18 protein-coding genes are annotated in these 22,485 nt (G+C 58.8%); 7 read left to right on the top strand and 11 right to left on the bottom strand.

Features of this window, described 5'->3' with window-relative positions; translation table 11 throughout:
• Window positions 1-12: 12 nt before the first annotated feature.
• From BJ917_RS18605 to BJ917_RS18560, 10 genes are all read right to left on the bottom strand, one after another.
• The gene (locus BJ917_RS18605; RefSeq protein ID WP_096514676.1) at window positions 13-1,575 is read right to left on the bottom strand and encodes a SpoVR family protein; all 1,563 of its coding nucleotides are present in this window, start codon (window positions 1,573-1,575) and stop codon (window positions 13-15) included.
• On the bottom strand, window positions 1,572-2,843 hold the full coding sequence (locus BJ917_RS18600) for a YeaH/YhbH family protein (RefSeq protein WP_096514678.1): 1,272 nt from the start codon (window positions 2,841-2,843) through the stop codon (window positions 1,572-1,574). Before BJ917_RS18600 ends, BJ917_RS18605 begins: the two co-directional genes overlap by 4 nt.
• A gap of 204 nt (window positions 2,844-3,047) precedes the next feature.
• Entirely contained in the window at window positions 3,048-4,970 is a 1,923-nt protein-coding gene (locus BJ917_RS18595) for a PrkA family serine protein kinase (protein WP_096514680.1), read from the bottom strand.
• A 297-nt stretch (window positions 4,971-5,267) separates the two neighbouring features.
• Window positions 5,268-5,597 carry a thiosulfate sulfurtransferase GlpE gene (glpE, locus tag BJ917_RS18590; RefSeq protein WP_096514682.1) on the bottom strand — a complete coding sequence of 110 codons (330 nt, stop codon included), beginning with the start codon at window positions 5,595-5,597 and terminating at the stop codon, window positions 5,268-5,270.
• Between the two features lie 33 nt (window positions 5,598-5,630).
• A complete protein-coding gene (locus BJ917_RS18585) occupies window positions 5,631-6,515 on the bottom strand; it encodes a symmetrical bis(5'-nucleosyl)-tetraphosphatase (RefSeq protein WP_121104042.1) in 885 nt (294 codons plus the stop codon).
• Window positions 6,515-6,895, bottom strand: a complete 381-nt coding sequence (gene apaG / locus BJ917_RS18580) for a Co2+/Mg2+ efflux protein ApaG (RefSeq protein ID WP_096514686.1) — start codon at window positions 6,893-6,895, stop codon at window positions 6,515-6,517. Before apaG ends, BJ917_RS18585 begins: the two co-directional genes overlap by 1 nt.
• A gap of 123 nt (window positions 6,896-7,018) precedes the next feature.
• Window positions 7,019-7,837, bottom strand: a complete 819-nt coding sequence (rsmA, locus tag BJ917_RS18575; RefSeq protein ID WP_096514688.1) for a 16S rRNA (adenine(1518)-N(6)/adenine(1519)-N(6))-dimethyltransferase RsmA — start codon at window positions 7,835-7,837, stop codon at window positions 7,019-7,021.
• Window positions 7,834-8,823, bottom strand: coding sequence for a 4-hydroxythreonine-4-phosphate dehydrogenase PdxA (gene pdxA, locus BJ917_RS18570; protein WP_121104041.1), 990 nt, complete (start codon window positions 8,821-8,823; stop codon window positions 7,834-7,836). Before pdxA ends, rsmA begins: the two co-directional genes overlap by 4 nt.
• Window positions 8,820-10,136, bottom strand: a complete 1,317-nt coding sequence (surA, locus tag BJ917_RS18565) for a peptidylprolyl isomerase SurA (protein ID WP_096514692.1) — start codon at window positions 10,134-10,136, stop codon at window positions 8,820-8,822. Before surA ends, pdxA begins: the two co-directional genes overlap by 4 nt.
• Window positions 10,117-12,915: an LPS-assembly protein LptD gene (locus BJ917_RS18560; RefSeq protein WP_121104040.1), complete on the bottom strand. Its 2,799-nt coding sequence runs from the start codon at window positions 12,913-12,915 to the stop codon at window positions 10,117-10,119. The genes surA and BJ917_RS18560 overlap by 20 nt, the downstream gene beginning before the upstream one ends.
• 130 nt (window positions 12,916-13,045) lie before the next feature.
• On the opposite strand from BJ917_RS18560, the gene BJ917_RS18555 reads away from it, so the two are divergent.
• The 3 genes from BJ917_RS18555 to BJ917_RS18545 are packed head-to-tail and all read left to right on the top strand — an operon-like array spanning window position 13,046 to window position 15,502.
• Window positions 13,046-14,065 carry an aminoglycoside phosphotransferase family protein gene (locus tag BJ917_RS18555; protein ID WP_121104039.1) on the top strand — a complete coding sequence of 340 codons (1,020 nt, stop codon included), beginning with the start codon at window positions 13,046-13,048 and terminating at the stop codon, window positions 14,063-14,065.
• Window positions 14,062-14,733 (top strand): N-acetylmuramate alpha-1-phosphate uridylyltransferase MurU, encoded by a 672-nt coding sequence (gene murU, locus BJ917_RS18550; RefSeq protein WP_121104038.1) that lies wholly within the window; start codon window positions 14,062-14,064, stop codon window positions 14,731-14,733. Before BJ917_RS18555 ends, murU begins: the two co-directional genes overlap by 4 nt.
• A 1-nt stretch (window position 14,734) precedes the next feature.
• Window positions 14,735-15,502 carry a TerB family tellurite resistance protein gene (locus BJ917_RS18545; RefSeq protein ID WP_096514700.1) on the top strand — a complete coding sequence of 256 codons (768 nt, stop codon included), beginning with the start codon at window positions 14,735-14,737 and terminating at the stop codon, window positions 15,500-15,502.
• A 155-nt stretch (window positions 15,503-15,657) separates the two neighbouring features.
• Here BJ917_RS18545 and BJ917_RS18540 read toward each other — a convergent pair whose 3' ends face one another.
• Window positions 15,658-16,662 carry an alpha/beta hydrolase family protein gene (locus BJ917_RS18540; RefSeq protein ID WP_096514702.1) on the bottom strand — a complete coding sequence of 335 codons (1,005 nt, stop codon included), beginning with the start codon at window positions 16,660-16,662 and terminating at the stop codon, window positions 15,658-15,660.
• 73 nt (window positions 16,663-16,735) lie between these two features.
• Here BJ917_RS18540 and BJ917_RS18535 point away from each other — a divergent pair, with 73 nt between their 5' ends.
• The 4 genes from BJ917_RS18535 to BJ917_RS18520 all read left to right on the top strand — a co-directional run bounded on the left by BJ917_RS18535 (window position 16,736) and on the right by BJ917_RS18520 (window position 22,344).
• On the top strand, window positions 16,736-19,135 hold the full coding sequence (locus BJ917_RS18535; protein WP_096514704.1) for a PAS domain S-box protein: 2,400 nt from the start codon (window positions 16,736-16,738) through the stop codon (window positions 19,133-19,135).
• Complete coding sequence (locus tag BJ917_RS18530; protein WP_096514706.1) at window positions 19,136-19,765, top strand: response regulator transcription factor; 630 nt, start codon at window positions 19,136-19,138, stop codon at window positions 19,763-19,765.
• A gap of 362 nt (window positions 19,766-20,127) precedes the next feature.
• A complete protein-coding gene (locus BJ917_RS18525) occupies window positions 20,128-21,252 on the top strand; it encodes an ABC transporter ATP-binding protein (protein ID WP_096514708.1) in 1,125 nt (374 codons plus the stop codon).
• A 48-nt stretch (window positions 21,253-21,300) separates the two neighbouring features.
• Window positions 21,301-22,344 carry an ABC transporter substrate-binding protein gene (locus BJ917_RS18520; protein ID WP_096514710.1) on the top strand — a complete coding sequence of 348 codons (1,044 nt, stop codon included), beginning with the start codon at window positions 21,301-21,303 and terminating at the stop codon, window positions 22,342-22,344.
• Window positions 22,345-22,485: the final 141 nt, after the last annotated feature.

Below are 22,485 nucleotides of genomic sequence, written 5' to 3'. Positions count from 1 at the left end.
GCACTGAAGGTATCAAAGATGGATGACGGCCAAATCCAGCCGGCCGTAATCGCCTTCGCTGTGCTCGCTTCTGGGCGGAACGTGGTGGGTTTTCATCACCTGGTCCCCTTGCAGGGTCTCCAGGTGTATGTCGAAGCCCCAGAGGCGGTGCAGGTGCTTGAGCACTTCCTCGGTGGAGTCCCCCAGCGGCTTTCGGTCGTGTTGCTGATGGCGCAGCGTCAGGGAACGGTCGCCGCGGCGATCGATGCTGTAGATCTGAATGTTGGGCTCGCGATTGCCCAGGTTGTACTGCGCGGCCAGCGTTTCACGGATGATCCGGTAGCCCCCCTCATCGTGAATGGCCGGGACCAGCAAATCATCCTTCTGGTCGTCATCGAGAATGCTGAAGAGTTTCAGGTCGCGGATCACTTTGGGTGACAGGTACTGCAGGATGAAGCTCTCGTCCTTGAAGCTGCTCATGGCGAATTTAATGGTCGACAGCCAGTCAGTACCGGCAATTTCCGGGAACCAGCGGCGATCTTCTTCGGTGGGTTCTTCGCACATGCGACGGATATCGCGGTACATGGCGAATCCCAAGGTGTAAGGGTTGATACCACTGTAATAGGGGCTGTCGAACCCCGGCTGAAAGACAACGCTCGTATGGGAGGTCAGGAACTCCATCATGAAGCCATCGGTGACGAGGCCTTCGTCATACAGGTCATTCATCAATGTGTAGTGCCAGAAGGTGGCCCAGCCTTCGTTCATGACCTGAGTCTGGCGCTGTGGATAAAAATACTGCGCGATCTTGCGCACGATGCGCACGATTTCCCGCTGCCACGGTTCCAGCAGCGGCGCGTGTTTTTCGATGAAATAGAGGATGTTTTCCTGCGGTTCGGCGGGGAAGCGCGCATTGTCCTTGTCGCTGTACTTGTCTGCGCCCTTTGGAATGGTCCGCCACAAATCGTTGATCTGTTTCTGCAGATGTTCCTCCCGGTCCTTCTGCCGGCGACGCTCTTCTTCGGCGGAAATCGGATAGGGGCGTTTGTAACGGTCGACCCCGTAGTTCATCAGCGCATGGCAAGAATCGAGCAGATCCTCGACCGCGTCGATGCCATGGCGCTCTTCACACTGCATGATGTACTGCTTGGCGAACACCAGGTAGTCGATGATCGAGCTGGCGTCGGTCCAGGTTCGGAACAGGTAATTGCCCTTGAAAAAGCTGTTGTGTCCGTAGCAGGCATGCGCCACGACCAGTGCCTGCATGCAGATGGTGTTTTCTTCCATCAGATAGGCGATGCACGGGTCCGAGTTGATTACGATCTCGTAGGCCAGCCCCATCTGGCCACGTGAATAGGATTTTTCCGTGCTGAGGAAGTGTTTGCCATAGGACCAATGGTGATAACCCAGCGGCATGCCGACGGAGGCGTAAGCATCCATCATCTGTTCGGCGGTAATCACTTCAATCTGGTTGGGATACGTGTCGAGCGCGTAGCGAGCCGCCAGACGACTGATTTCGCGGTCGTAGGCCTGAATCAGCTCGAACGTCCACTCGGAGCCGGTGGAAATGGGTTGGCGCTTCAGCTCTTTGGCGGTCATGTCACTAACCTGCGCTGGAAGAGTTCACGGAAGACCGGGTAGATATCTCCGGCCGAGACCAGTTGTTGCTGGGCAAAAGTGTCAGAAAAGGCTTCGGCGATGCGCTCGTATTCGAACCATAGGGCCTGATGTTCGCGTGGGGTTATCTCAACGTAAGTGTAGTACTGGACGAATGGCATGATCTGGTTGATCAGGATGTCGCGGCAAATCGGCGAGTCGTCGTTCCAGTTATCACCGTCGGAGGCTTGGGCGGCGTAGATGTTCCATTCATTGGCCGGATAGCGCTCGGCCATTATTTCCTGCATCAATTTCAAGGCGCTGGACACGATGGTCCCACCGGTTTCGCGGGAATAGAAGAACTCCTCTTCGTCCACCTCGCGGGCGCTGGTGTGGTGGCGGATGAACACGACGTCGATCTTGTCGTAGTTACGCTTGAGAAACAGGTACAGCAAGATGAAAAAGCGCTTGGCGATATCCTTGGTAGCCTGGGTCATGGAACCGGACACGTCCATCAGGCAGAACATCACCGCCTTCGAGCTGGGGTTGGGTTGCTTGATGAGCAGGTTGTACTTGAGGTCGAACGTATCGAGAAACGGCACGCGGTGAATGCGCGCGCTGAGTTTTTCGATTTCTGCTTCGAGTTTTTGAATATCGCCGAAGTTGTCCGGTTCTTCCTGCTTCAATCGCAGAAGTTCTTCCTTCGCTTCGCGCAGCTTCGCCCGGCTGCTGCCCGACAGGGCGATTCGCCGTGCATGGGCCGAACGCAGGGTACGGATGATGTTGATCCGTGACGGATTGCCCTCGTTGCTGATCCCGGCTCGAACAGTCTTGAACGTGTCGGTACCGGTCAGGTTGCGCTTGACCAGGTTTGGCAGTTCAAGGTCCTCGAACATGAACTCCAGGAATTCTTCCTGGGTGATCTGGAAGACGAACTCGTCCATCCCTTCACCCGAGTTACCAGCCTTGCCAGGCCCTCTGCCGCCACCACCTCCCGGCGGGCGGGCAATGTGTTCGCCAGCGGTGAATTCCTTGTTGCCGGGGTGAACCACCGTCTGTTTACCACCGCGACCGTGGTGAAGCACCGGCTCGTCGATGTCGCGGCCGGGAATGCTGATTTGCTCGCCGTGTTCCATATCGGTAATGGAGCGCCGGCTGACCGCCTCTTCGACAGCCTTCTTGATGTGGTCACGGTAACGCCGCAGGAACCGCTGACGGTTCACCGTGCTCTTGTTTTTGCCATTGAGACGTCGGTCGATCACATAGCTCATGACTGCTCCTTAGAAGCTGTCCTGAAAGGGGCGAGCGGTTATGCAGCATCGGATCGGTGCCAAGGGATGTTCACGCTCCCCCAAGCGCTTTTGGATGCTGCCTGTACCTCGCTACCGACTTTCGAACACCTTCCAGAGGTCTGTGTAACAGAAAATGCGTACACAGGCCTCTGGCTGACGACAACCGGTCTGACCGGCAACGGGTTACTGTGATTTTCTGACTCGCAGATACCACTCGGACAGCAGTCGTACCTGTTTGTCGGTGTAGCCCCGCTCGACCATCCGTGTGACGAAGTCGTTGTGCTTCTGCTGGTCTTCTTTGCTGGCCTTGGCGTTGAAGCTGATGACCGGCAGCAGGTCTTCGGTGTTGGAGAACATTTTCTTCTCGATGACCACCCGCAGTTTTTCGTAGCTGAGCCAGGTCGGGTTCTTGCCGTTGTTGTTGGCACGGGCGCGCAATACGAAGTTGACGATCTCGTTGCGGAAGTCCTTCGGATTACTGATACCCGCCGGTTTTTCGATTTTCTCCAGTTCTTCGTTCAGAGCCACGCGGTTGAGAATTTCTCCGGTTTCCGGATCGCGGTATTCCTGGTCCTGAATCCAGAAGTCGGCGTACAGCACATAGCGATCGAAGATGTTCTGGCCATATTCGCTGTAAGACTCGAGATAGGCGGTCTGGATTTCCTTGCCGATGAATTCGATATAACGCGGCGCCAGGTACTCCTTGAGGAAGCGCAGGTAGCGTTCACGGGTTTCTGCCTGGAACTGTTCCTGTTCGATCTGTTGTTCCAGCACGTAGAGCAGGTGCACCGGGTTCGCGGCGATTTCGTGCGGATCGAAGTTGAAGACCTTCGACAGGATCTTGAATGCGAAGCGGGTCGACAGGCCGTTCATGCCTTCATCGACACCTGCATTGTCGCGGTATTCCTGGATCGACTTGGCCTTCGGATCGGTGTCCTTGAGGTTTTCGCCGTCATACACGCGCATCTTGGAGTAGATGTTGGAGTTTTCCGGCTCCTTCAGGCGGGAAAGCACAGTGAACTGGGCGAGCATCTTCAGCGTATCGGGTGCGCAATGGGCTTTTGCCAGCGAACTGTTGAACAGCAACTTGTCGTAGATCTTCACTTCGTCGCTGACCCGCAGGCAGTACGGTACCTTGACGATGTAGATCCGGTCGATGAACGCTTCGTTGTTCTTGTTATTGCGGAAGGTATGCCATTCCGATTCGTTGGAGTGGGCCAGCAGGATCCCGGTGAACGGAATTGCGCCCAGGCCTTCGGTACTGTTGTAGTTGCCTTCCTGGGTGGCGGTCAGTAATGGGTGCAGCACCTTGATTGGCGCCTTGAACATTTCGACGAACTCCATGAGGCCCTGGTTGGCCCGGCACAGTGCCCCCGAGTAGCTATAGGCGTCGGCGTCGTTTTGCGGGAATTCCTCCAGTTTGCGGATATCGACCTTGCCCACCAGTGCCGAGATGTCCTGGTTGTTTTCATCTCCCGGCTCGGTTTTGGCCACGGCGATCTGGTTGAGGATCGACGGGTACAGTTTGACCACGCGGAACTGGCTGATGTCGCCGCCGAATTCGGCCAGGCGCTTGGTTGCCCAAGGCGACATGATGGTATTGAGGTAGCGCCGTGGAATGCCGAAGTCTTCCTCGAGGATCGCGCCATCTTCAGTGGCGTTGAACAGACCCAGAGGTGATTCGAAAACCGGCGAGCCCTTGATTGCGTAGAAGGGCACTTTTTCCATCAGTTGCTTGAGCTTTTCGGCCAGGGACGATTTACCACCACCGACGGGGCCAAGCAGGTAGAGGATCTGTTTCTTCTCTTCCAGGCCCTGAGCGGCATGGCGGAAATACGAAACGATCTGGTCAATGCATTCTTCCATCCCGTGGAAGTCTTCAAAGGCCGGATAGCGACGGATCACCTTGTTGGAAAAGATTCGCGACAGTCTCGAGTTGGTCGAGGTGTCGAGCAGCTCCGGTTCACCGATGGCCAGGAGCAGACGCTCTGCGGCGGAAACGTAGGCGCTACGGTCCTTTTTGCACAGTTCCAGATACTCTTGCAGCGTGAGTTCTTCCTGGCGTGTGGACTCGAAACGTTGTTGGAAGTGGCTAAAGATACTCATGACGTCACCTCGCTCGATACGTGGAGCCGACGCCGGATCACTCAGTCGATGCTGGCAGCAACCGAACAGGCGGTCGCTGTTTACCCCCCAGAACTCTTTCGGAACTGACGACTCCGAAAGCTACTCCCGATGATCCGTGCGCCGGTGTACCGGCTCTCCCCTGTTTTGGATGGCCTGCGCTTAAGGATAGTTGCTTTATCGGGAGGTAAAGGCGAGATACGTAATTATGTGTGGCAGACCGTTCGTCTGCCACCGCGCTAGCCCGCGCAAGCCGCGGGCTTACGTGTTACAAAAAAATTATTCGGAGGTGCCTTGCGCAGTTTCCGAAGGATAAGTCGTACGCCACAGCTCAAAACCGCCATCCATGCTGTAGACATCCGAGAAGCCCTGGCTGATCAGGTAGGCGGCTGCGCTCTGGCTGGAGTTGCCGTGGTAGCAGACCACCACGGTGGGAGCGTCGAGGTCGGCGGCGCGGATGAAGTCCGAGATCGAATGGTTATCCAGGTGCTTTGAGCCGCTGATGTGCAGCGTGGCATAGGTGGCCGGATCGCGGATATCGACCACCACGGCACCTTGCTCGCGCAGGGCCTGGGCCTGTTCCGGGGGGATACGTTTGAATTCGCTCATGGCGGGCTCCTGTGGCTCGGCTGAAAGCGCAGTCTAGCGCGGGGCGCTGGCTGACGATGGTACGGAGGGTGGTGGGATGACCGGCGGCTCGGCGGCATGGCCGTTTTCGTCGCATTTGCAGGACAGACGCTCACCGCTGTCGACATTCATCAACGTCAGGGCGCCGCCCCACACGCAGCCGGTGTCGAGGGCAGAAATACCCGGCTCAAGTACTTTGCCTTCCAGTGCGGCCCAGTGACCAAAGATGATCTTCACATCCTTGGTCTTGCGTTCCTTGTGTTGGAACCAGGGCTTATAACCCGGTGGCGCGCTGTCGAGACCTTCCTTGCTCTTGAGGTCAAGCTTGCCTTCGGCCGTACAGAAACGCATCCGGGTGAAATAGTTGGTGATCACCCGCAGGCGTGTGATGCCTTTGAGGTCGTTGTCCCATTTGGCCGGATCGTTGCCGTACATGCCGTCAAGGTAGGGCGGAAACAGATTGTCGTCACGCAGGGCGGTCTCGACTTCGGCTGCGCACTTCAGGGCTTTGCGCAGCGACCATTGAGGCGGAATGCCGGCATGCACCAGCGCCACGTTACGTTGTTCGTCGTAGTGCATGAGTTTTTGCTGGCGCAGCCAGTCCAGCAGCTCGGCGCAATCCGGTGCTTCGATGATTTCGCGCAGGGTGTCGGCTTTCTTCAGTCGTTCGATGTTCTGCCCGGCGGCCAGCAAGTGCAGGTCGTGGTTACCGAGTACGCAAACCAGCGATTCGCGGATGCTATAGAGGAAGCGCAAGGTATCGAGCGATTGCGGGCCACGGTTGACCAGGTCGCCGACCAGCCATAGGCGATCTTTTGCGGGATCGAATGCAACTTGTTTAAGCAGGCATTGCAGGGCCTCCAGGCAGCCCTGCAGATCGCCGACGGCATACGTCGCCATCAGTGCAAGGCTCCAGGCACTGCGAGGCGGAATGGCGCAATGATGGCGTCGAATTGCTTGCCGTCGTCGGCGATCATCTGATAGCTGCCTTGCATGGTGCCCACCTTGGTGGTCATGACCGTGCCACTGCTGTAGGTGTGACTCTCGCCTGCTTCGATCAGCGGTTGCTGGCCAACCACGCCCGCACCGCGAACCTCTTCGACATGCCCGTCGCCATCGGTGATTACCCAGTGCCGTGACAAGAGTTTGGCCGGTATCAGGCCATTGTTGTGCACGGTGATGGTGTAGGCGAAGGCAAAGCGGTCGTGTTCGGGTTGCGATTGTTCTGCCAGATAGCGGGTGACGACGCTGACGTCGACCTGATAACGAGGATCGGACATGCAAGAGGCCTTAAAAACGAATCGGGACGCGGGGCATAGCTGATTGAGTTCAGTCTAGGCCAAGTATCGGGTAGTAAACCAGACATGGGCGCTGGTGTCCTACCCGATAACGCTTCGGCCTTGTCAGGCCTGTGCAGGCGTCTGCAGGGATTGTTCGCTGAGTTTGTCAGCCAGGCGCACGAAGGCGGCCAGATCGAGTTGCTCGGGACGCAAACTGCCATCGACACCGGCGGCTTCGATTTCGGCATTGCTCAGTAGCAACTTGAGGGTATTGCGCAGGGTCTTGCGACGCTGGTTGAAGGCTTCGCGCACGACGCGCTCCAGCAGCCGGTGGTCCTTGGCCGGGTGCGGCAGCACGGCGTGAGGCACCAGGCGCACGATAGCCGAGTCGACTTTCGGCGGCGGGTTGAACGCGCCCGGACCGACATTGAACAGATGCTCAACCCGGCAGTGGTATTGGACCATGATCGATAACCGGCCCCAGTCACCGCCGCCAGGTCCTGCCGCCAGACGCTCAACCACTTCCTTTTGCAGCATGAAGTGCATGTCGCGAATCAGGTGGGCGTTGTGCAGCAGGTGAAAAATCAGCGGTGTCGAGATGTTGTAAGGCAGGTTGCCGACCACGCGCAGGCTGTTCGGCGCGGCGTTCAGGCTGTTGAAGTCGAACTTCAACGCATCACCCTGGTGCAGGTTGAAGTTGCTCTTGCCGGCGAACTGCTGGTTGAGGATCGGGATCAGGTCTTTATCCAGTTCGACCACGTCGAGCTGGGCGCCGCTGTTGAGCAAGCCCTTGGTGAGCGCACCTTGGCCCGGACCGATTTCCAGCATCCGGTCGTCGGGTTTGGCGTGAATGGAGCGCAGGATGCGGTCGATAACGCCGGCATCGTGCAGAAAGTTCTGGCCGAAACGCTTGCGCGCCCGGTGTTGGTATTGCTCGGTCATAAACGGGTCTCGGCCATCTGGTAGGCGGTTTCCAGGGCGACTTGCAGGCTGCCGGTATCGATCTTGCCGCTGCCGGCCAGATCCAGGGCGGTGCCGTGGTCGACCGACGTGCGGATGATCGGCAAGCCGAGCGTCACGTTGACTGCCGCGCCGAAGCCTTTGTACTTCAGCACAGGCAGGCCCTGGTCGTGGTACATCGCCAGCACTGCATCACAGTGCTCCAGATATTTTGGGGTAAACAGAGTGTCGGCGGGCAGGGGGCCACGCAGGTCCATGCCTTCGCCGCGCAGGCGCTCCAATGTGGGTTCGATGATATCGATTTCTTCGTGGCCCAGGTGTCCGCCTTCACCGGCATGGGGGTTGAGCCCACAGACCAGAATGCGTGGCTGGGCAATGCCGAATTTTTCCTGCAGGTCGGCATGCAGGATTCGAGTGACCCGCTCCAGGCGCTCCGGCGTGATCGCATCGGCAATCTCACGCAGGGGCAGGTGGGTGGTGACCAATGCCACGCGCAAGCCGCGAGTGGCGAGCATCATCACCACTTGTGCGGTATGGGTCAGGTCGGCAAGAAATTCCGTGTGCCCGGAAAAGGCAATCCCGGATTCATTGATCACACCCTTGTGCACGGGGGCGGTGATCATCCCGGCAAAATGCCCGTCCAGACAGCCTTGGCCGGCGCGGGTCAGGGTTTCCAGAACGAAGGCAGCGTTAGCCTTGTCCAGTTGCCCGGCGACGACTTTGGAATTGAGCGGTGTATCCCAGACATACAGGCTGTTTGCGGGTGCGGGAAGGTCCGGCCAGTTGTCCGGTGCAACCGGCAGCAAGTCGACAACCACACCCAACTGCGCGGCCCGCTCAAGGAGCAGGCTGCGGCTGGTAATGGCTATCAGGGGATGTGGCTGGGCTTGCGCGGCGAGCAGCAGGCACAGGTCGGGACCTATGCCGGCCGGTTCGCCGGGTGTCAGCGCGAAACGTTTAGGTTTCACTGCGCTGCCTGGTCGGCGCCAGGGAGTTTGATTTCTACGTACGCTTCGTCACGGATCTGACGCAGCCAGGTTTGCAGCTCTTCATCGTACTTGCGGTTGCGCAATACAGTCATGGCTTGCTGCTCACGAGCCTGAGTGGTGCTGTCAGTGGCGCGACGACCAAGGACTTCCAGTACGTGCCAGCCATATTGCGTCTGGAACGGCTTGGACAGCTGACCTTGTGGCGTTTTGGCCATCACTTCGCGGAACTCGGGAACCAGGGCGTTCGGGTCGATCCAGTTCAGGTCGCCGCCGTTGAGGGCAGAACCCGGATCTTCCGAGTAGCTTTTCGCCAGTTCGCCGAAGTCTTCGCCGGCTTCGATACGAGTATAGAGCGATTGAGCCAATGCCTTGGTTTTTGCTTCGTCGCGGATCGGGCTCGGTTTGACCAGGATGTGCCGCACATGCACTTCGTCGCGTACCTGAGTCCCACCGCCACGCTTGTCGGTGATTTTCAGGATGATAAAACCGCCTGGTGTACGCATTGGCTGGGTGACATCACCAACGGCCATGGTGCTCAGCAGGCGATCGAACGGCGGTGGCAGTTGAGCGGCTTTACGCCAGCCCATGTCGCCACCTTCCAGTGCGGTTTCGCTGGCGGATTTGGCAATGGCCAACTGACCGAAGTCCGCACCTTGCTTGATCTGCTGGTAAATCGCGTCAGCCTGCTTGGCGGCGTTCTGAATCGCTTCGGAGTTGGCGCTTTCCGGCGTAGGAATCAGGATGTTGGCCAGGCGGAACTCTTCGGACAACTGCATCTTGCCAAGGTCGGAAGCCAGGAAGTTTTTCACTTCCTGCTCCGACACCTGGATGCGCTCGGCCACACGACGCTGGCGTACACGGCTGATAACCATTTCGCGACGGATCTGGTCACGGGCGTCGTCGTAAGACAGGCCGTCGTGAGTCAGGGCGGCACGGAATTGTTCAACCGACATGTTGTTGCGCTGGGCGATGGTGCCAACAGCCTGGTTCAGTTCTTCATCGGTAATGCGGATGCCGGAACGTTCACCGATCTGCAGTTGCAGGTTCTCGACGATCAGGCGCTCCAGCACCTGTTGCTCCAGCACACTGGCCGGCGGCACGGCAGAGCCGCGCTTGGCGATGGTTTGCTGAACTTCATGAACGCGCTGGTCCAGTTGGCTCTGCATGACCACGTCGTTGTCGACAATGGCCACCACCTTATCGATGGACTGTACCGCGGCGTTGGCCGCGGTACCCAGGAACAGCGCGCCCAGCAACAGCGGGCGCAGACAATCAGAAAGCTTGGTCTTCACGTTCACGATAACCTTGAATGCCTTTGTCGAGGAAACTCTCTACCTTGGCGCCGGTGAGGCCGCCGAGTCCCTTCAGAACAATTTGGAGGAAGACGCCATGGTCGCCTTTTTCGTTTTGCGGTGCTTCCTGGCTGAATTCGTCATAGGAAACCCAGTAACGGTTGATCAGGCGCAGTTTCCAGCAGCAGTTGTCGTACTCGAAACCACCGAAGGCTTCCAGGGTACGGTTGCGGTTGTAATCGTACTGCCAGCGGCTGATGGCATTCCATTGCGGCACGACCGGCCAGATCACCGAGAAGTCGTGCTGTTCGATCTTGTAGTAATCCTTCACGAAGCCAGGAGTGCCAGGGGTGCCATAGTCACCGCCGCCCACGGTCCATTTACCGGTGGTCTGGTCATAGCGGATCTGGTCATTGCGATAGCGATAGCCGGCGTTGATGACCTTGTTCGGATTGTCTTCAGGCTGGTAGTGGAACATCGCGCTGCCCGAGCGTGGGCTGCGGCTGTCCGGATCCCAGTTGTAGTCGGCGGTGGTACGCCAGTCGCGGTTCCAGCGATATTCGTATTCCAGCGCATAAGGGGACACGTTGGAGTGCGCGTCTTGTCGGGTTGAGGCATCGATGCCCGGCAACTGGACTTCACGATCCTTGAAGTACAAGGCCTGGCCGACACTGATGCGTTGACGCTCGAACCCGTTGTCTTCAATCCAGCGGTTGGTCACGCCCAGCGACAGTTTGTTCTCGTCGCCGACACGGTCGGAGCCCGAGAAACGGTTGTCGCGGAACAACGATGCATAGTTGAAGGTGTATTCGCCGGTGTCGAAAACCGGAATGTCCGTCTGGTCTTTCTCGGGAACATAGAGATAGTACAGGCGTGGCTCAAGCGTCTGGCGATAGTTCTTGCCGAACCATTGGGTATTGCGATCGAAGTACAGGCCGCTGTCGATGCTCGCGATCGGCACGCCACGGTTCTGGTTGCTGCCGAAAGTACCGTTGAGATTGTCCTGCTCCGGGGTTTGCGCGGCAATCTGAGCCTTACCGATGCTGTCCAGATCCAATTGATATTGGGTGTACTGGTACTTGAGCGTTGGTTTCAGGAAGCCATAAGTCCAGTTCAGCGGCAGGCTGACGGCGGGTGCAAGGTTCAGACGATCACCGGTGGCGCGCGCCAGGCCCGTAACGTTGGTGTCGAGGCGCGGCGAAACGTTGCCATCTTCATCGGTGAAGTTGCCGTTTTGCAGATCCCGGTCGAACCGCACGACTTCGGTGTTGTAGGTGAAGTCCAGGCCGCTTGGATGATACGGCAGAGCACCATCAAAGGTGATCTGCGGCAAGCGGTCATACGGCGTGATGTTCGACACGGTTGCCAGCTGGTATGCCTGCGCGTTCACACGGGCGGTATAGCTGTCGCCGCGATAGGTCACAGAGCCTTGCTGGTTCACGTAGTCGGCGCTTTTGACGCCGATCTGGTCAGTCTGCAGATCCTGGAAGTAGTAAGGGTCACTGAGCTTGGTGTAGTCGACTTGCGTGAATACGCGCGAATCCAGGCCACCCTTGTGCTGCCAGTTATACATGTAGCGGTTTTTTTCGTAGTCGGACTGTAGCTTGCGTTGAGTGTCTTCGTCGTTGAGGTACGCGGCACCGAACTGACCTTCGCTGGACTTGGTCAGGTAACGGAACTCACCTTCCATCAACAAGCCGTGCTTGTCCATGTAGCGCGGATACAACGTGGCATCGTAGTTCGGTGCCAGGTTGAAGTAATACGGAGTCACCAGCATGAAGCCGGTATCGCTGCCGGTGCCGATGGTCGGCGGCAGGAAGCCGGACTGACGACGGTCGTCGATCGGGAAATAAATGTACGGCGTGTACAGGACCGGGATGTCCTTGACCCGCAGAGTCACGTTGGTCGCGGTACCGAAGCCGGTAGCCGGGTTCAGGGTGATGTTGTTGCCCTTGAGCTGCCAGGCGTTGCTGTTCGGTTCGCACGTGGTGTACGTACCATCCTTGAGGCGGATGATCGCGTTCTCTGCACGTTTGGCATACAGCGCGTTGCCACGGATGCGGGATTTGTGCATCACGTATTCGGCGTTGTCGACCTTGGCTTCACCGGTATCGAGCTGCACGTCGGCATGGTCGCCCACGATCAGCGCGCCGTTGTCGCGAATACGCACGTTGCCGGCCAGTTCGCCCCGGCTCTCGGCCTGGTACAGGTTGGCTTCGTCGGCTTCGACCTGCATGCTGCCCTGGCGCATGACCACGTCACCGGCCAAGGTTGCGATTTGTTCATCCTGCTTATAGCGAGAGGCTTTCGCGCCGATAAAGGTTGGCGCGTCACTTTTGCTCGTCTTGTCATTCATGCCAGGACGAATAGGCTCGATATAGGAACCGGAGCAGTAAGGACCGGTTTCAGCCAGTTGTGCCGCAGTGAGTTGATCGCGGGGAACCCAGTCGAGGTGGCTGTAGTCTTCGCTACGCGACTTCAGGCCGCGACCCTCGGACTCGGTAACCAGTGCGGTCTTGGTGCCGGTGGCTTCGCTGGAACCGCTCTCGGCCGGGACCTCGCCGGTTGCGGAGACTGCGCTGCCTTCATGGACGGGACGCGGAGGCAAGGCAGTGGCCGGCGATTTTGGCGCACAGTCCCAGGCACCCGAAGCAGAGACTGAGCAGTCATACTGTTCCGCGGCAACCACGAAGGAAGTGGCCAAGGGTTGCAAGGCCAGCAGACTGCCGGTTACCAACAACGGAAATTTTTTACGAAACGCGGGGGATTTCAATGCCATCTTATTAGTCCGGGCTTCCTGCGTGCCATCTGCCCGCGGTGTGGGCCGCACGCCTCTCGATGGTCTGAAAAAGATGCTGGATAATAAAGCATGACCCGCTTGACGGCTAGCGCCGTCGGAGACCCTAGCAATGCCTGAACAAGATGTACGTTTGCAACACCTGAAAGTTTGGCTCGATGAACAGTTGGCGGTTCTTTTTGCAGAACAGGGTTGGGGTGCCATACCTCCGGCCACGTTGACTGCGGCCAGTAGCGACGCGAGTTTTCGGCGTTATTTCCGTTGGGAGGGCGCGGGTAAAAGTTTCATCGTAATGGATGCGCCGCCGCCCCAGGAAAACTGCAAACCATTCGTGGATATCGCTTTTCTGCTGGCGAAATCCGGAATTAATGTGCCGAAAATTTATGCCGAAGACCTCGAGCGCGGTTTTCTTTTGCTTAATGACTTGGGCAACAAGACGTATCTTGACGTAATCGACAGCGAAAACGCCGACGATTTATTCAAGGATGCCCTGCAAGCGCTGTTGGCTTTTCAGCAATTACCGATGGTTGCTCCGCTGCCAAGTTATGACGTGGCGTTACTGCGTCGGGAACTGGAATTGTTCCCCGAGTGGTATGTGAAGCGTGAGCTGGGCGTCGAGTTCGACGCGGCGCAACAAGTGCTCTGGCAGCAAGTCAGCGACTTGTTGATCGACAGCGCTTTGGCCCAGCCGAAGGTCCTGGTGCATCGCGATTACATGCCGCGCAATCTGATGCTCAGCGAGCCGAATCCCGGTGTGCTGGATTTCCAGGATGCGGTTTACGGTCCGGTGACCTACGACGTGACGTGCCTGTTCAAGGATGCCTTCCTCAGTTGGCCCGAAGAGCGCGTGCGCGGATGGCTGGAAAGCTATTGGCAGCAAGCCGTTGCGTTGAATATTCCGGTGCAGCCGGACTTTGAAGACTTCCTGCGTGCCAGTGACTTGATGGGTGTGCAGCGTCACCTGAAAGTGATCGGGATCTTCGCCCGCATCTGTCATCGCGACGGCAAGCCGCGTTACCTGGGCGACGTGCCGCGGTTCTTTTCATATATAGAAGCCGTGATCGCTCGCCGTCCTGAACTGGCCGGACTGGATGTGTTGCTCGCCAGTCTGCGTGCCGGAGTGACAGCATGAAGGCAATGATTCTGGCGGCAGGCAAAGGCGAGCGCATGCGCCCGTTGACCCTGACCACGCCAAAACCGCTGGTACGTGCAGGCGGGGTGCCACTGATCGAGTATCACCTGCGCGCGCTGGCCACTGCGGGTTTTACCGAGATTGTGATCAACCATGCCTGGCTCGGTCAGCAGATCGAAGACTATCTGGGCGATGGATCGCGCTATGGCGTGAGCATCCAGTACTCGCCGGAAGGGGAGCCGCTGGAGACCGGTGGCGGGATTTTCCGTGCATTGCCGTTGCTGGGCGATGAGGCCTTTGTCGTGGTCAATGGCGACATCTGGACCGATTACGACTTCAGTGTGCTGCATCAGCCGATTGTCGGTCTTGCCCATCTGGTGTTGGCCAGCAACCCGGCCCATCATCCGGCCGGGGATTTTCAACTGATCGACGGGCAGGTTCGCGATGGTCATCCTGGCGCCACCACCCTGACGTACAGCGGCATCGCGGTGCTGCATCCGCGGCTCTTCGAAGGTTGCTCTGGCGGGGCGTTCAAGCTGGCACCGTTGCTGCGTGCCGCGATGGCGAAAGGACAAGTGTCCGGCGAACGCCTGAGCGGGCATTGGGTGGATGTCGGCACCCATGAGCGCCTGGCTGAAGCTGACGCCCTGATTGAAGCGAGACGCTGACATGTTATGGCCAGGGACTCTGATTGGAGCCGGGGTGGGGTTTGCCATTGCAAGCATTCCGGGGGCCATGCTTGGTGCTTTGTTGGGGCAGGCCCTGGATCGGCGCCTGCACTTGCAGAGTTGGGCGCATCTGCGTGAAAAACTTGGCGGCCGTTCGGTGCTGCGCAACGATGAATTGCTGTTCGTCCTGCTGGGACGACTGGCCAAGTGCGACGGACGGGTTGTGGATGGTCACATTCAGCAGGCGCGACAAGAAATGCGCTCGCTGGACATGAACGAATCTGCCCGGCGTCGGGCGATTGCGGCGTTCAATCGCGGCAAGTCGGGAAACGACCGGTTGCGTAGTTATCTGCGTCGCCTGAGTGCTCAGCCCCATGCGGCAGAAGGGGTGTTGCGCGCCTGTTGGCGGATGGTCTGGGCCGATGGGCGCGCGGGCCCCGGTGAGCGAGCGCTGATCGCTCAATGGGGCAAATGGCTGGGCTGGACGTCGCATCAAGTGCAGGCTTTGGCGATTGACTACGAACCGCAAAAACGTGCTCAGGTCAGCAGTGCCGTGACTTATCAGGATGCCTTGCGACTGTTGGGCGTGTCCGCCACCAGTGAACCGGCGCAGATCAAGCGCGCATATCGGCGCCTGCTCAGCCGTCATCATCCTGACAAGATTGCCGGCAGCGGGGCGACGGCGTCGCAAGTGCGCGAGGCGACCGAGAAGACGCGGGAATTGCACAATGCTTATACGTTGATTCGTCAGCGGCGGGATTTTCGTTAGCAGGAAACATTTGTTTCGCCCGTGCTTCCGTCATCGCGGGCAAGCCACGCTCCCACAGGATTTGAGTCGTACGCAACCTTTGTGATCGACATAAAACCTGTGGGAGCGTGCGATGCGGCGACCCGACTTGCCCGCGATGACGGCGACTCGGTCTATCAGTCCGCCGCATTCTGAGGATTCAACCAACCCCGCACCCGCCGAACCAACTGCTCCTGTTGTGCATTGGCATCACCCGGCAACGCCTTGAGTGATACCTGGCTGAATGCCGAAGTCTTCAAGCGTTTGCTGGCTTGCAATCGGGCCAGCGCCGCGTTGCGGTCCAGCGGTTTGTCCACATAGAAGATATCTGCAGTCGGCAGCTTCAAGGTCGGCGTGAGTTCGTCCAGCGCCGGTTTTGCCTGAGCGGGTGTCTGCGCGGCAACCATGACGAACCGCTCGACTTGCGATGGCTGTTTCTCGCTCAAATAGCGTGCAGCCCAGTAAGCGCCTGTGCCATGCCCCAGCACGACGATGCTGCGAGCACTTTGCTGCTCCGCGAAAGCGATGGCTGCATCGATGCGGGCGTAAATCCGCTCGGCATCCGCCTTGCCTTGTTCTTCACTGGTTTCGGCGACAGGCTTGTCAGCCACTTCGGCTTCACCGCCGGCTGCCTGTTCGATGGGGGCTGCGGTGGTCGAGTCCTTGCTGCCGGCGTCCGGTGTCTTGGGCGCTGGCGGCACTTCGATAACGCGTGGCGCAATGGCATCGCTTTGCAAATCTGGCAAGGTGATACTCAGGCTGCTCCACTTTACGTTCGGCAAATTGCGCCGCAACGGGCCAATTGCTTGCGGCCAGTCAGCGGTTTCGCCAGCGCCCGGGATGATAATCACCGCACCTTTCGGGTCGGCGGCATTGGCTGGCTTCCACAAGGCCAGGAAGGTATCGCTGCCCGCTTGCAGTTGCTGCTGTTCCTGGGCCGGGATTTTTCGCTCCAGTGCTGCCGCTTCTTCCTGGCTACGCTCAGGCAGCGGCTGACGTTCCACCGGTTTTTCTTCGGCAGCCTTTTGCGTGACATTAGCCGTGGCGGCAGGTGTCGCGTCGGCGGCCTCGACGGAAAAAGCGCATGGCAGGATCAGCGACAGGCACAATGCTGGCAGTGCCAGGCGGTAGTCAGGGGGCATCGGATATTCCAGGCCAGAAATTATTCCGGCAGCCTAATGGGTTGGTCAGTATTTGTCAGTGTGTGAGAGTTCGATGATGCGTTTTCGCTGCCTGTGGGTTATCGGCTGTTTGTGGTTTCCCTTGATGGGATGGGCGGCGGCCGCGCCTGCGGTGCACGCGGCCGTCTTGTCGCCCCGGCAACAGCAATGGCTGGCGCAGCAGGACGAACTACGGGTGGGGCTGGTGTTGCAAGCGCCCTATGCGCAATACGATCGACGGTTGCAACGCCTGTCCGGGGCCAACGTCGAGCTGATGAAATGGCTCGCCAAGGCACTCAATGTCGAACTGAGCTGGCGTAACTTTCCCGACCTTGAGCAACTGGAGGCCGCGGCACGCGCGGGTGAAATCGACATCGCTCCAGGGTTGACCCAAACCCCCGCAGGTCTGCGCCTCTGGCAGTTTTCCGATCCTTACATGCGAGTGCCGCAACTGGTCGTCAGCGACCAGAAAAGCACGGGTGCGGTGGAGCTGGAAAAACTCGACAGCCAGACCCGCGTCGCCGTGCGCATGCCCAGTGCCACCGCCGATTATTTGCGCGGCAACTATCCGCACCTGAATCTCCAGGGGGTTCCGATCGAGCGTCAGGCGTTGCAGTTGTTGTTGAGCCAGCAGGCCGGTTACGCGGTGGTCGATGAAGCGCAATTGGGGCGTCTGTCCATCGAGCCGGAGTTTGCCGAGCTGGTGGTGGTGGGTGACATCGGCTTGCCGCAGTTGCTGCGGGTGGCCACCCGGCGCGACAAACCGGAGCTGGCGGGCATTGTCGAAAGCGCACTGCGAGCGATCCCCGCCAAGGATCTGGAAAGTCTGCACAATCAATGGCTGCAACCCAAGTATCCAAGACTCACCGAATCGCCGGGTTTCTGGAAAAACCTCTGCCTGCTTTTGCTGGTGCTGGCTCTGAGCTGCATGGCCATCGTGTTTTGGCAGCGCCGCCAGCAGCACAGTCTGGAGCAGCGATTGGCGGCGGCACAGGACGACATTGCCTTGCGCGCTGCCAGCGAAGAGGCCCTGCGGCTGACGCAGTTCTCCATCGATCAGAGCACCGTCGGCATTCTTTGGGTCAATTGGGACAGTCATGTGCGTTATGCCAACCGCGCGGCTGAAACCATGCTGGGCTATTCGTCGGGTGGAATCATCGATCGGCCATTGATCGACTTCGAACCCGGCCTGCATATGGACCGCTGGTTGAACCTGTGGAAACGCGCCAGGGCCAGCGATGATGCACCGCAAAGTTTCGAAACCAATTGTCTGCGGGCGGATGGCAGCATCCTGCCAGCCGATGTTTCGCTGAGCTTCCTGCGCTTTCGCGACGGCGAGTATCTGGTGGTCTACCTCACTGACGTCACCGAACGCCGTCGCGCCCTTGCCGCGTTGCAGGAGAGCGAGGCGCGGCTGCAAGGGATCGCGGCGAATGTGCCTGGTCTTGTCTTTCGCCTGGAACGGGCGCCGGTGACAGGGCAGATCGACTTTGCCTACATCAGTGAGGGGAGTGAGAGCCTTGTGGGTTACTCGCCGGTCACCCTGGCCCATCGGGACAAAGGCCTTCGCAGCCTGGTGCATCCGGACGACAAGGCCAGCTACCACCAGACCCAGGACCTTGCCCTGGACACCGACAGCGACTGGTCGTGGCAAGGGCGAATTCTCACGCGCCAGGGCGAACAGCGCTGGGCGGAAATCAAGGCCATTACCCGTCGCCTTGAAGACGGTGCCTACGTCTGGGACGGCATTGTCTGGGACATCAGCGAAAGCAAGCGCATCGAGCTGGAGCTGGCCAGCTCACGGGAGCAGTTGCGGGAATTGTCCGCGCACCTTGAGAGTGTGCGTGAAGAGGAAAAGGCCCGCATTGCCCGGGAAGTTCACGACGAGCTGGGTCAGATGCTGACCGTGCTCAAGCTGGAAACGTCCATGTGCGAACTGGCCTATGCGCAACTCGATCCCGGGCTGCACGAGCGCTTGAACAGCATGAAACGCTTGATTGCCCAACTGTTCCAGTTAGTGCGCGATGTGGCGACGGCGTTGCGTCCACCGATTCTCGATGCGGGGATCGCGTCCGCTATCGAGTGGCAGGCCCGCCGCTTCGAGGCGCGTACGCAGATCCCGTGTCTGGTGCAAGTGCCGGATAACTTGCCGGTACTCAGCGACGCCAAGGCAATTGGTCTGTTTCGAATCCTTCAGGAAGCGCTGACCAATGTCATGCGTCACGCCCAGGCGCATACTGTCGAACTGACACTGGTCCTTGAAGGCGACGAGCTGTGTCTGACCGTCAGCGATGACGGTGTAGGATTTGTCCCAACTACGGGTAGACCGTCATCCTTTGGGATTGTGGGCATGCGTGAGCGGGTGTTGATCATGGGCGGTGAATTATCGCTTGAGAGTGAGCCCGGAGAGGGCACGACTTTGATCGTGCGAGTGCCGTTGGATGAGGATAAGTAAGTGATCCGTGTACTGGTAGCCGAAGACCACACCATCGTCCGCGAAGGCATCAAGCAATTGATCGGCCTGGCCAAGGATTTGTTGGTGGTGGGGGAGGCGAGCAATGGTGAGCAATTGCTTGAGACCTTGCGGCATGTGCCCTGTGAAGTGGTATTGCTCGATATTTCCATGCCGGGCGTGAATGGCCTTGAGGCGATTCCGCGAATTCGCGCACTGAACAACCCGCCGGTGATCCTGGTGTTGTCGATGCACGACGAGGCGCAGATGGCGGCCCGCGCGCTGAAGATTGGCGCTGCCGGCTACGCGACCAAGGACAGCGATCCGGCGCTGTTGCTGACGGCCATCCGCCGGGTCGCGGCGGGTGGTCGCTATATCGACCCGGACCTGGCCGACCGCATGGTCTTCGAGGTCGGCTTGACCGATTCGCGGCCGCTGCACTCATTGCTCTCGGAGCGTGAGTTTTCTGTGTTCGAGCGCCTGGCACAGGGCGCCAACGTCAACGACATCGCCCAGCAATTGGCGTTGAGCAGCAAGACCATCAGCACCCATAAGGCGCGGTTGATGCAGAAGCTCAACATCACCTCACTGGCTGAACTGGTGAAATACGCGATGGAGCACAAGCTTCTCTGAAAGATCACCGATCTACTATTGTGGGAGCGAGCCTGCTCGCGAAGGCGGTGCGTCAGTCGATGGGCCTTCGCCTGATCCACCGCCTTCGCGAGCAGGCTCGCTCCCACAAGGGTTCGCCACATCGCTTGCGATAGCGGACTTATCCAATAGCGACAGCACTTTTCGGCCGCTTTTGCTTGTTCTTGCCGCTTGCAGCTAGCTACTCGCCACCGCGCTTGCCAAATCCCGCCATTCTTGTAGGGCAATCCCTACCCCCAACCTTCCATCCGGCTGAGGCGATTCTCTCCTGCGTCCCGATTTGCGCGGTCCCCAGCGTCCACTAGGCTTAGTCCACAGCAGTCAACAACAACAAAGGTGTGGGTATGAGCCAGGTCGATTCAAGCGCAGGGGCCAATGATGTTCTGGTCAGCTTTCGTGGAGTGCAGAAGAGCTACGACGGCGAGAACCTGATCGTCAAAGACCTCAACCTGGACATTCGCAAAGGTGAATTCCTCACCTTGCTCGGGCCGTCCGGTTCGGGCAAAACCACGAGTCTGATGATGCTCGCCGGTTTTGAAACCCCGACCGCAGGCGAAATCCTGCTGGCCGGTCGCTCCATCAACAACGTGCCGCCGCACAAGCGTGACATCGGCATGGTGTTCCAGAACTATGCGTTGTTTCCGCACATGACGGTCGCCGAGAACCTGGCGTTCCCGCTCACCGTGCGCGGCTTGAACAAGAGCGACGTCAGCGACAAGGTCAAGCGCGTGCTGAGTATGGTGCAGCTCGATGCGTTTGCTCAGCGTTATCCGGCGCAACTGTCCGGTGGTCAGCAGCAGCGTGTGGCCCTGGCCCGCGCATTGGTGTTCGAACCGCAACTGGTGCTGATGGACGAACCCCTCGGCGCACTCGACAAGCAACTGCGTGAACACATGCAGATGGAAATCAAACACCTGCACCAGCGTCTGGGCGTGACCGTGGTGTACGTGACCCACGACCAGGGCGAAGCCCTGACCATGTCTGATCGTGTGGCGGTATTCCATCAAGGCGAGATCCAGCAGATCGCGCCACCGCGCACGCTCTATGAGGAGCCGAAAAACACCTTCGTCGCCAACTTCATCGGCGAGAACAACCGCCTTAATGGCCGCCTGCACAGCCAGACCGGCGACCGCTGCATTGTCGAACTGGGTCGCGGTGAAAAAGTTGAAGCGCTGGCGGTGAATGTCGGCAAGACCGGTGAGCCGGTGACCTTGTCCATTCGCCCGGAACGCGTGAGCCTCAATGGTTCCAGCGAGTCTTGCAGCAACCGTTTCTCGGGACGGGTGGAGGAATTCATCTATCTGGGCGACCACGTCCGGGTTCGCCTGGAAGTCTGTGGCAAGACCGACTTCTTCGTGAAGCAACCGATTGCCGAGCTCGATCCCGGCCTCGCAGTCGGTGACGTGGTTCCGCTTGGCTGGCAGGTCGAGCACGTACGTGCGCTCGACCCAATTCTAGAGGCGAACTGATCGCCCTGGCTTCAACAACACCAACCCTGCACGTGGAGAGAACAATAAATGTTGAGATCCCTGAAATTCACCGCTCTGGCACTGGGCATGATGGGGGCTGCGGGCGCAATGGCCGCTGGCCCGGACCTGACCGTGGTGTCCTTTGGCGGGGCGAACAAGGCGGCGCAGGTCAAAGCCTTCTACGCACCGTGGGAAGCGGCAGGCAACGGCAAGATCGTGGCGGGCGAGTACAACGGTGAAATGGCCAAGGTCAAGGCCATGGTCGACACCAAGAGCGTGTCCTGGGATCTGGTAGAGGTTGAATCGCCAGAACTGTCCCGTGGTTGCGACGAAGACATGTTCGAGCAACTCGATCCGGCGCTGTTCGGCAAGAACGAAGACTACGTCAAGGGCGCCATTCAGCCATGCGGCGTGGGCTTCTTCGTGTGGTCGACCGTGTTGGCCTACAACGCCGACAAGCTGAAAACCGCACCGACCAGCTGGGCGGATTTCTGGGACACCAAGCAGTTCCCGGGCAAGCGCGGCCTGCGTAAAGGTGCCAAGTACACCCTGGAATTCGCCCTGATGGCTGACGGCGTGGCGCCGAAAGACGTCTACAAAGTGCTGGCCGGCAAAGATGGTCAGGACCGCGCGTTCAAGAAGCTCGATGAGCTCAAGCCGAACATTCAGTGGTGGGAAGCCGGTGCACAACCGCCTCAATACCTCGCTTCCGGTGACGTGGTCATGAGCTCGGCCTACAACGGCCGTATCGCTGCCGTGCAGAAAGAAAGCAACCTGAAAGTGGTGTGGAACGGCGGCATCTACGATTTCGATGCATGGGCCATTCCGAAAGGTCTGGATAAGGCTCGCGCTGAAGCGGCGAAGAAATTCATTGCGTTCTCGGTACAGCCTCAGCAGCAGAAGACTTACTCGGAAAACATCGCTTACGGTCCGGCCAACACCCAGGCCGTACCGTTGCTGGCCAAGGATGTCCTGAAAGACATGCCGACCACTCCGGAAAACATCGCCAACCAGGTGCAGATCGACGTCAGCTTCTGGGCTGACAACGGCGAACAACTGGAACAGCGCTTCAATTCCTGGGCTGCCAAGTAAGACCGCACCGCGGGCTTACGCTGTAGGAGCGAGCCTGCTCGCGAAGACGTCAGCACATTCAGCATCATTGTTGACTGACACTCCGCTTTCGCGAGCAAGCCCGCTCCCACATTAGGGTTGTGTGCATTAAACGATCGAGGT

The organism is Pseudomonas sp. WPR_5_2 (assembly GCF_003634475.1).
Lineage (GTDB): Bacteria > Pseudomonadota > Gammaproteobacteria > Pseudomonadales > Pseudomonadaceae > Aquipseudomonas > Aquipseudomonas izuensis.
The sequence above is the reverse complement of the archived record's forward strand: the minus strand, read 5'-3'. Positions and strand labels throughout refer to the sequence as shown.

Excerpts from the sequence above, each read along its gene's own strand:
- BJ917_RS18535 (WP_096514704.1), top strand. The coding sequence starts at position 16,736 with ATGATGCGTTTTCGCTGCCTGTGGGTTATCGGCTGTTTGTGGTTTCCC.
- apaG (WP_096514686.1), bottom strand. The coding sequence starts at position 6,895 with ATGTCCGATCCTCGTTATCAGGTCGACGTCAGCGTCGTCACCCGCTAT.
- BJ917_RS18525 (WP_096514708.1), top strand. The coding sequence starts at position 20,128 with ATGAGCCAGGTCGATTCAAGCGCAGGGGCCAATGATGTTCTGGTCAGC.
- glpE (WP_096514682.1), bottom strand. The coding sequence starts at position 5,597 with ATGAGCGAATTCAAACGTATCCCCCCGGAACAGGCCCAGGCCCTGCGC.
- BJ917_RS18540 (WP_096514702.1), bottom strand. The coding sequence starts at position 16,662 with ATGCCCCCTGACTACCGCCTGGCACTGCCAGCATTGTGCCTGTCGCTG.
- BJ917_RS18560 (WP_121104040.1), bottom strand. The coding sequence starts at position 12,915 with ATGGCATTGAAATCCCCCGCGTTTCGTAAAAAATTTCCGTTGTTGGTA.
- BJ917_RS18555 (WP_121104039.1), top strand. The coding sequence starts at position 13,046 with ATGCCTGAACAAGATGTACGTTTGCAACACCTGAAAGTTTGGCTCGAT.
- BJ917_RS18595 (WP_096514680.1), bottom strand. The coding sequence starts at position 4,970 with ATGAGTATCTTTAGCCACTTCCAACAACGTTTCGAGTCCACACGCCAG.
- BJ917_RS18585 (WP_121104042.1), bottom strand. The coding sequence starts at position 6,515 with ATGGCGACGTATGCCGTCGGCGATCTGCAGGGCTGCCTGGAGGCCCTG.
- BJ917_RS18600 (WP_096514678.1), bottom strand. The coding sequence starts at position 2,843 with ATGAGCTATGTGATCGACCGACGTCTCAATGGCAAAAACAAGAGCACG.
- BJ917_RS18520 (WP_096514710.1), top strand. The coding sequence starts at position 21,301 with ATGTTGAGATCCCTGAAATTCACCGCTCTGGCACTGGGCATGATGGGG.
- murU (WP_121104038.1), top strand. The coding sequence starts at position 14,062 with ATGAAGGCAATGATTCTGGCGGCAGGCAAAGGCGAGCGCATGCGCCCG.
- BJ917_RS18545 (WP_096514700.1), top strand. The coding sequence starts at position 14,735 with ATGTTATGGCCAGGGACTCTGATTGGAGCCGGGGTGGGGTTTGCCATT.
- BJ917_RS18605 (WP_096514676.1), bottom strand. The coding sequence starts at position 1,575 with ATGACCGCCAAAGAGCTGAAGCGCCAACCCATTTCCACCGGCTCCGAG.
- rsmA (WP_096514688.1), bottom strand. The coding sequence starts at position 7,837 with ATGACCGAGCAATACCAACACCGGGCGCGCAAGCGTTTCGGCCAGAAC.